Source organism: Prevotella amnii CRIS 21A-A (assembly GCF_000177355.1).
Taxonomy (GTDB): domain Bacteria; phylum Bacteroidota; class Bacteroidia; order Bacteroidales; family Bacteroidaceae; genus Prevotella; species Prevotella amnii.
In genome coordinates this window covers 1-7,306 of the sequence record NZ_ADFQ01000078.1, presented here as the reverse complement: position 1 = coordinate 7,306, position 7,306 = coordinate 1, and the positions used below count along the sequence as shown (strand labels likewise).

At 35.5% G+C, this 7,306-nt stretch carries 6 protein-coding genes; 5 read left to right on the top strand and 1 reads right to left on the bottom strand.

Annotated features, from left to right (window positions below):
- A partial coding sequence (locus HMPREF9018_RS06940; RefSeq protein ID WP_008449796.1) for a sigma-70 family RNA polymerase sigma factor occupies positions 1-870 on the bottom strand: 870 nt, incomplete at its 3' end.
- A gap of 396 nt (positions 871-1,266) precedes the next feature.
- On the opposite strand from HMPREF9018_RS06940, the gene HMPREF9018_RS06935 reads away from it, so the two are divergent.
- The 5 genes from HMPREF9018_RS06935 to HMPREF9018_RS06915 all read left to right on the top strand — a co-directional run.
- Positions 1,267-3,015: a bifunctional metallophosphatase/5'-nucleotidase gene (locus HMPREF9018_RS06935; protein ID WP_008449798.1), complete on the top strand. Its 1,749-nt coding sequence runs from the start codon at positions 1,267-1,269 to the stop codon at positions 3,013-3,015.
- Positions 3,016-3,055: 40 nt separating this feature from the next.
- Complete coding sequence (gene nudC, locus HMPREF9018_RS06930) at positions 3,056-3,844, top strand: NAD(+) diphosphatase (RefSeq protein WP_008449802.1); 789 nt, start codon at positions 3,056-3,058, stop codon at positions 3,842-3,844.
- A 7-nt stretch (positions 3,845-3,851) separates the two neighbouring features.
- Positions 3,852-5,153, top strand: coding sequence for an NCS2 family permease (locus tag HMPREF9018_RS06925; RefSeq protein ID WP_008449804.1), 1,302 nt, complete (start codon positions 3,852-3,854; stop codon positions 5,151-5,153).
- Positions 5,154-5,789: 636 nt separating this feature from the next.
- Positions 5,790-7,019, top strand: a complete 1,230-nt coding sequence (locus tag HMPREF9018_RS06920; protein WP_008449800.1) for a site-specific integrase — start codon at positions 5,790-5,792, stop codon at positions 7,017-7,019.
- Between the two features lie 28 nt (positions 7,020-7,047).
- Positions 7,048-7,306, top strand: a 259-nt coding sequence (locus tag HMPREF9018_RS06915; RefSeq protein WP_039864630.1) for an Arm DNA-binding domain-containing protein, incomplete at its 3' end; no start/stop codon positions are given.

Below are 7,306 nucleotides of genomic sequence, written 5' to 3'. Positions count from 1 at the left end.
TCCTAAGTATTTCATAAGTACACGAGCATTACCGCTTTCGCGTATTTTCTCAATAGCTTTTTCACGAATCTGACGTACGCGCTCTCGTGTAAGTGCCATTTCTGTTCCAATTTCTTCTAAACCTTTTTCTTGGCAGCCAATACCAAAACACTCTGTAACTATTTTTATTTCACGTTCTTTTAATGTGTTCTGAAGTACAGCACGAAGATCATCGGACATTGATTCGAAATCTACACCTTTATCTGTACGCGAATCTTCTCCCGATGAGAGCATATCACTCATTGAATTATCGTCATCATCACTAAAAGGAGCATCAATGCTCATGTGATGGTTATCAGCACTTTGGCTTTGACGTATACGTGCTTCATCAATACCTGTTATTTCTGCTAATTCATGAATAGATGGGCGTCTATTATGTTTTTGAATAAACTCATTGGTAACTTGATTAATCTTTGAAATAGCCCCTACCTGGTTTAAAGGTAAACGAACAATACGGCTTTGTTCAGCTATTGCTTGAAGAATGCTCTGACGTATCCACCATACAGCGTATGATATGAATTTAAAGCCACGTGTTTCATCAAATTTTTCGGCAGCTTTTACAAGACCTATATTACCCTCATCGATTAAATCAGTCAAAGATAGACCTTGATGCTGATATTGCTTAGCAACAGATACTACAAAACGAAGGTTTGCCTTGATTAGTTTTTCTTTAGCACGTTCTCCCTTAAGACCTCCTTTATGTATTTCTTGTGCTAATTCTATTTCTTCATCAACTGTAATCATTGGCTCTCTACCAATCTCTACCAAATATTTATCAAGTGCCTCGCTAGAACGATTAGTAATACTTTTTGAAATCTTAAGCTGTCTCATGAATTATAATGTCTCCAAAACTAATATTATACAATTAACCCATTATACATAAATGGATTGCAAAGGTACAAGAAAAAAACAAGAATTCTTATATAAGAAAGATAGATTTAATGTTATTTAATCTAAATATAGCAGTAATGATATAGGTATGGTAAAGCTATATTATAGGGAAATATAGTAGAAACTTACATTTAGTGAAAACATGCAGAAGAATAATTGAGGTTATGTAACAAAGAAAAATACCTGTGGGCTGTTACATTTAAGAGGAAACTGTAATTTTTTAAATATTAACAATATACTTCAAAAAAATGTTGTTTTTCAGATATTATTTGTATTTTTGCCACATCTTTAATAGCAGTTATCGCTAATTTATACAACATAAAAATACCAAATTAAATGAAATTTTATACATTTCTTCTTTCTATGATGATAGGACTTTGTAGCCCAACTATGGCACAAAATAATGATGTTACACTAAAAATTATAGAAACATCTGATATCCATGGTTCTTTTTTCCCATACGATTTTATAACACATTTACCTAAAAAAGGCTCTATGGCGAGGGTAAGTAAATATGTAAATGATCTAAGAAAGAAATATGGGGATCAAAATGTTTATTTGCTTGATAATGGAGATATTTTACAAGGACAGCCTATATCTTACTATTATAATTATATAGCAAAGAACAAAAAAAATATTGCTTCTATGGTATTAAACTATTTAAAATATGATGCAGCTACTGTAGGTAATCATGATATAGAGACTGGGCATGCTGTCTATGACAAATGGTTTAGTGAATTGGATATGCCTATTTTAGGTGCTAATATTATAGATACGAAAAGCTGTAAGCCTTATGTTTCCGATTATTGTATAATTAAGAAAAATAACGGTGTTAAGATAGGAGTTATAGGAATGATAACTCCTGCTATCCCAAACTGGCTAAAAGAAAATATTTGGAGCGGATTACAGTTTAAAGAAATGGTGAGATGCGCAAAGGAGACTATTAGGAAAATGAAAACCAAAGATAATCCAGATGTTATTATAGGATTATTCCATTCAGGGTGGAAAGGTGGTATTATTACCAAAGATTATGCTGAAGATGCTTCTAAAGATGTAGCTAAGCAAGTAGATGGATTTGATATTGTTTTCTTTGGTCATGATCACACACCGCATAATTCGGTAGAAACGTCTTTAAAGGGTAAAAAAGTGGTATGTCTTAATCCTGCCAATAATGCACAAAGGGTAGCAGTTGCCACCATTACTTTATCAAGCAAGATGAAAGGGAACAAGAAAACTTTTCACATTAAGAACATAGAAGGAGATCTTGTTGATGTTAGTACATTGGGGGTAGACACAAATTACATTAATCATTTTCACAAAAATGTAGAAGAGGTAAAACTATGGAGTGATAAGGTTATAGGATATTTAAAGAACACGATATATACCAAAGATTCTTATTTTGGCAATTCTGCTTTTAATGACTTGATATTAAACTTAGAATTAAAAATAACTAAGGCTGATATAGCCTTTAATGCTCCTCTTTTATTTAATGCATCTATTAAAGCAGGACCAGTAACAGTAGCAGATATGTTTAATTTATACAAGTTTGAAAATCAGCTATGTACTATAAAGATGACAGGTGAAGAGATACATAAATATTTAGAGATGAGTTATGATCTATGGGTAAACACAATGAAAACACCTAATGATCATCTTTTGTTGTTAGCTGATACTAAAAGTGATGCTCAGCGATTAGGATTTAAAAATTACTCGTTCAATTTTGATTCAGCTGCAGGTATAAACTATACTGTAGATGTAACAAAGCCTAAAGGACAAAAAGTAACAATCCTTAAAATGAGTAATGGCGAAAAATTTGAAGAAAAAAAATGGTATACAGTAGCCGTAAATAGTTATCGTGCTAATGGTGGAGGAGAACTACTTACAAAGGGTGCAGGCATTCCACATGAGCAACTAAAGAAACGTATTATATGGGAAAGTAAGCAAGATCAGCGTTACTATCTTATGAAAGAAATAGAAAAGGCAGGAACTATAGCCCCAGAGGCTAACAATAATTGGAAGTTTATACCAGAAGAATGGGTGAAACCTGCTGCTGAGCGCGATAAAAAATTACTTTTCGGAGAGTAAAGTTTTATTCTTTATACATTATATATATATAGAAGATGCTGTGAAATATTGGTTTATATTTTATAAAGATAATATTATACTAAAGAAAGAGGGAAATACTTATGACATTCCTTTTGCGGAAAAATCTCCAATACCCACATATTCATGGACACATATAATGGATATAACACCTACCGGAAATGGTTATAAGGTGAAAGCGTTTAGTATAAATACAGCTATTATAAATGATTCCCAATATGAAATGTGTAAGCTCCGCGAGTCTTTTTATAAATTATCTAAAGAGCTTTATATAAAAGCAGGTAAGTGTTACGAATTACTTTATTGGGATCAAAACACAGCTTTTTGTGGTATATGCGGTGGCATTATGAAGATGAATACCAATATATCTAAACGATGCACTAATTGTGGGAAAGAATTTTGGCCACAACTTTCAACAGCTGTTATAGTACTTGTTCAGAGAGGAGAAGAAGTGTTATTAGTGCATTCACGTAATTTTAAGACTAATTTTTATGGTCTCATTGCAGGTTTTGTTGAAACTGGTGAGACTTTGGAAGAAGCTGCTCATAGGGAAGTTTTAGAAGAAACAGGAATAAAAATAAAAAATTTACGATATTTCTCTTCACAACCATGGCCTTATCCATGTGGATTGATGGTAGGATTTTTTGCCGAATATGATAGCGGAAGACTTCATTTGCAAAAAAGCGAACTGTCAAAAGGTCATTGGTTTTCAAAAAACAATCTTCCTACTATTCCAGAGCCATTGTCTATAGCTCGTATTATGATTGATAATTGGTTGAAAAATAAAAAAGAAAATAAAAAACAAAACTAAAAAAAGTATGACGTTCTTATTTAAAGTGTTAGGATTCGATCCTAAGCAGATGAAGCTTCGCACTGAAATTATTGCAGGAGCAACTACCTTTTTAACGATGAGCTACATCTTAGCTGTTAATCCCGCTATTCTTGCTTCAACAGGTATGGATAAAGGTGCTCTGTTTACGGCTACAGCCTTAGCCTCGGCGATAGCTACTTTCTTGCTCGCTTTTATGGCAAAACTCCCTTTTGCACAAGCTCCATCTATGGGGCTAAATGCTTTTTTTGCTTATACTCTTTGTCAAGCAATGGGATATACATGGCAACACTCACTTGCCATTATGCTTATAGAAGGGTTTGCTTTTATTCTCATTACTTTTCTCAATGTTAGAGAGATGATATTATCTTCCATTCCTTATAACTTACGTTTTGCTATATCTGCAGGTATTGGAATGTTTATTGCTTTTATTGGCTTAAAGAATGCAGGAATTATTGTTGCAAAAGAAGCTACCTTTGTGGGTTTGGGTGCTTTTACGCCTACTTGTATAATAGGCGTTATAGCTATATTGCTAAGCGGCGTACTGATGGCAAACAATATAAAGGGTTCTCTTTTTTGGAGTATAATTATAACAACTATTATAGGTATACCTATGGGAGTTACTAAGTTTTCTGATGGTTGGCTTCCTTTAGCAATGCCACAAGACATTTCTCCTATCTTCTGTAAATTTAATTTTGCAGGTCTGTTAAGTTTAAAAACTTTACTTGTAGTATTCTCTTTACTGTTGGTTAATATTTTTGATACTCTTGGTACTTTGATGGGATTAGCAGATAAGACTGGTATTATGTTGCAAGATGGTAGCATTCCTCGTGTAAAAGAAGCCATGATGAGCGATGCTATAGGAACTACAGTAGGAGCAGCTTTAGGGAGTTCTACTATTTCTACTTATGTAGAGAGTGCTAGTGGTGTTGCAGAAGGTGGAAAATCTGGTGTAACCTCTTTTACTGTTGGATTGTTATTTGTATTAGCATTATTCCTTTCTCCTATATTTATGATTATTCCCAGTGCTGCTACTAGTGGCGCTTTAGTAATGGTAGGAGTGTTAATGCTTGATTCTGTAAAGAAGATTAATCTACAAGATATATCAGAATCGTTCCCGGCTTTTATTACAATGATAACAATGGTGCTTTGTTATTCTATTGCTGATGGTGTGTGTCTTGGCATTTTAGCATATGTGATTATTAAAATTTGTACAAAAAAGTGGAAAGATCTCAACTTAACTCTTTGTATTTTATCTATCCTTTTTATACTCTATTTTATTAATAATTAGACATTGTGTTTTTATTCTTAACACTCAAGATCTCTTAGAAAAAATATATAATTAATTTTGTATTTGTTGATGGGATTATATTTCTATAGGCTATTTTTTGTATATAAAAAAGCTATTAAGTTTATAAGCTCTTCCTCATAATACTCTAAAGAGTAACTGTTTAAGAAAGAAAACATGGTGACAAAGAAGGTAAAAGGTGATAAAGTGAAGTGTAAAATAGCTTATTTTTGATGCTTTTTTAATTTATTTTTGTATCAAAAATAAGCTATTTTTGTTTTTCATATACTTGTTATAGCTATATAAAAGATTGTTTTTGATATGGTAAAAGTTATTGTATAGGTATGTAACTAATCCTTGAAAATGAAGAAAAATCGAAGTTGGTGTAAACTGATTGATAATGAGCAGGATATGAAATGATTTGCATAAAACTGCTCTGTTCGTAAAAGGCAGGAAAGTGCGGATTTAAGTAGAAGTTCTGTTACTAAACCGTTACCCGATTTCGTTATAGGTAACGATGGAGTAATGTTCGGTAACTGAATTATTTTCGCTCGTGTGGCTGTTGCTGCGGTCGGCAGTTTTCTGCATAAGTGAGGAACGCTTTAATTCGGGTAACTTTGCCCATAAAAATTAAAGCGTATGAAACAAGAGAAAATGAAGGTGTTGCTCTACCTCAAAAAGAGCGGTCTTGACAAGTCGGGCAAGGCTCCCATCATGGGACGTATTACACTTGGAAGGAGTATTGCGCAGTTCAGTTGTAAACTCTCCTGCAACCCCGACTTGTGGAATCCACGAGAGAGCAGAATGGACGGCAAGAGCCGTGAGGCGGTGGAGGTGAATGGCAGGTTGGAAAACTTGCTGCTGTCCATTCAGTCAGCCTATCAGTCTTTACTTGCAAGAGGTTGCCCATTTGGCGCAACCGAGGTGAAGGAACAGTTTCAAGGCAGCGTGCAGACACGGTGCATGCTCATCGAAAGACTTGATATGCTCATTAAGGAGAAGGAAAGCCATGTTGGTATAGACATCAAGGAAGGAGCCATACACGGCTATCATTCTACCCGAATTCATTTGCAGAAGTTTATTCAACGGAAGTACAAGGTTTCTGACTTAGCCTTCTCACAACTGACAGAGAACTTCATTCATGAGTTTCAGCAGTACTTCTTAGGGGAGTGTGGATTTCAGGAAAGCTCATTCTACAATGTCGCCACCCATTTGAAAACAGTTTGCAGGCTGGCTTACCGTGAGGGGTTGGCAGACCTCCTGCTTTTTGACAAAGTAAAAATCAGCAAGGGTAACAAGAAACTCCCCAAAGCACTTGACAGAGGGGAATTTGAGAAGTTAAAGACTCTCCACTTTGAGGACTTGGAGGAGGAAATGGAAACGGCAAGGGATATTTTCCTCTTTGCCTGTTATACGGGTGCTGCGTATTGTGATTTGATGGAACTGGACAAGTCCCATCTTGTGCGTGATGACGAGGGTAGCCTTTGGCTGAAGTTCAACCGTCAGAAGACAAGTGTGCCTTGCCGTGTCAAACTGCTGCCCGAAGCCATACGGCTGATGGAGAAGCTCCACAGCGATGAAAGGGAAACATTGCTCCCTTTCATGGGATATGCCACTTACCAATCTTATTTGAAAGCCCTGCGGCTTCGTGCAGGCATCTCGTTTCCTTTTACCACACATACGGCAAGGCACACATTTGCCACGCTCATCACTCTTGAACAGGGTGTACCGATTGAGACCGTGAGTAAGATGCTGGGACATTCCAACGTGAGCATGACCGAGCGTTATGCAAAGGTAACGCCACAGAAACTCTTTGAGGAATTTGACCATTTCCTTTCTTTCACGGAGGATATGCAGATGAGTATTTAGCAATAGACATATTAAAACTAAAATCATTATGAGAAGTACATTCAAGACACTGTTCTATATCAACAGACAGAAAATCAAAACAAATGGTCAGACTTCCATACTCTGCCGTATCACGATAGATGGCAAGAACTCTGTCATTACTACAAACGAAGAATGTAAGCCTGCGGAGTGGAACTCAAAACAAGGAATAACAACGGACAAGAAAACCAATCTTCGACTGCAATCATTCAGAGAACTGGTAGAGAAGACTTATCGGGAACTGCTCCTAAAAGACAGAGTAGTAAGCG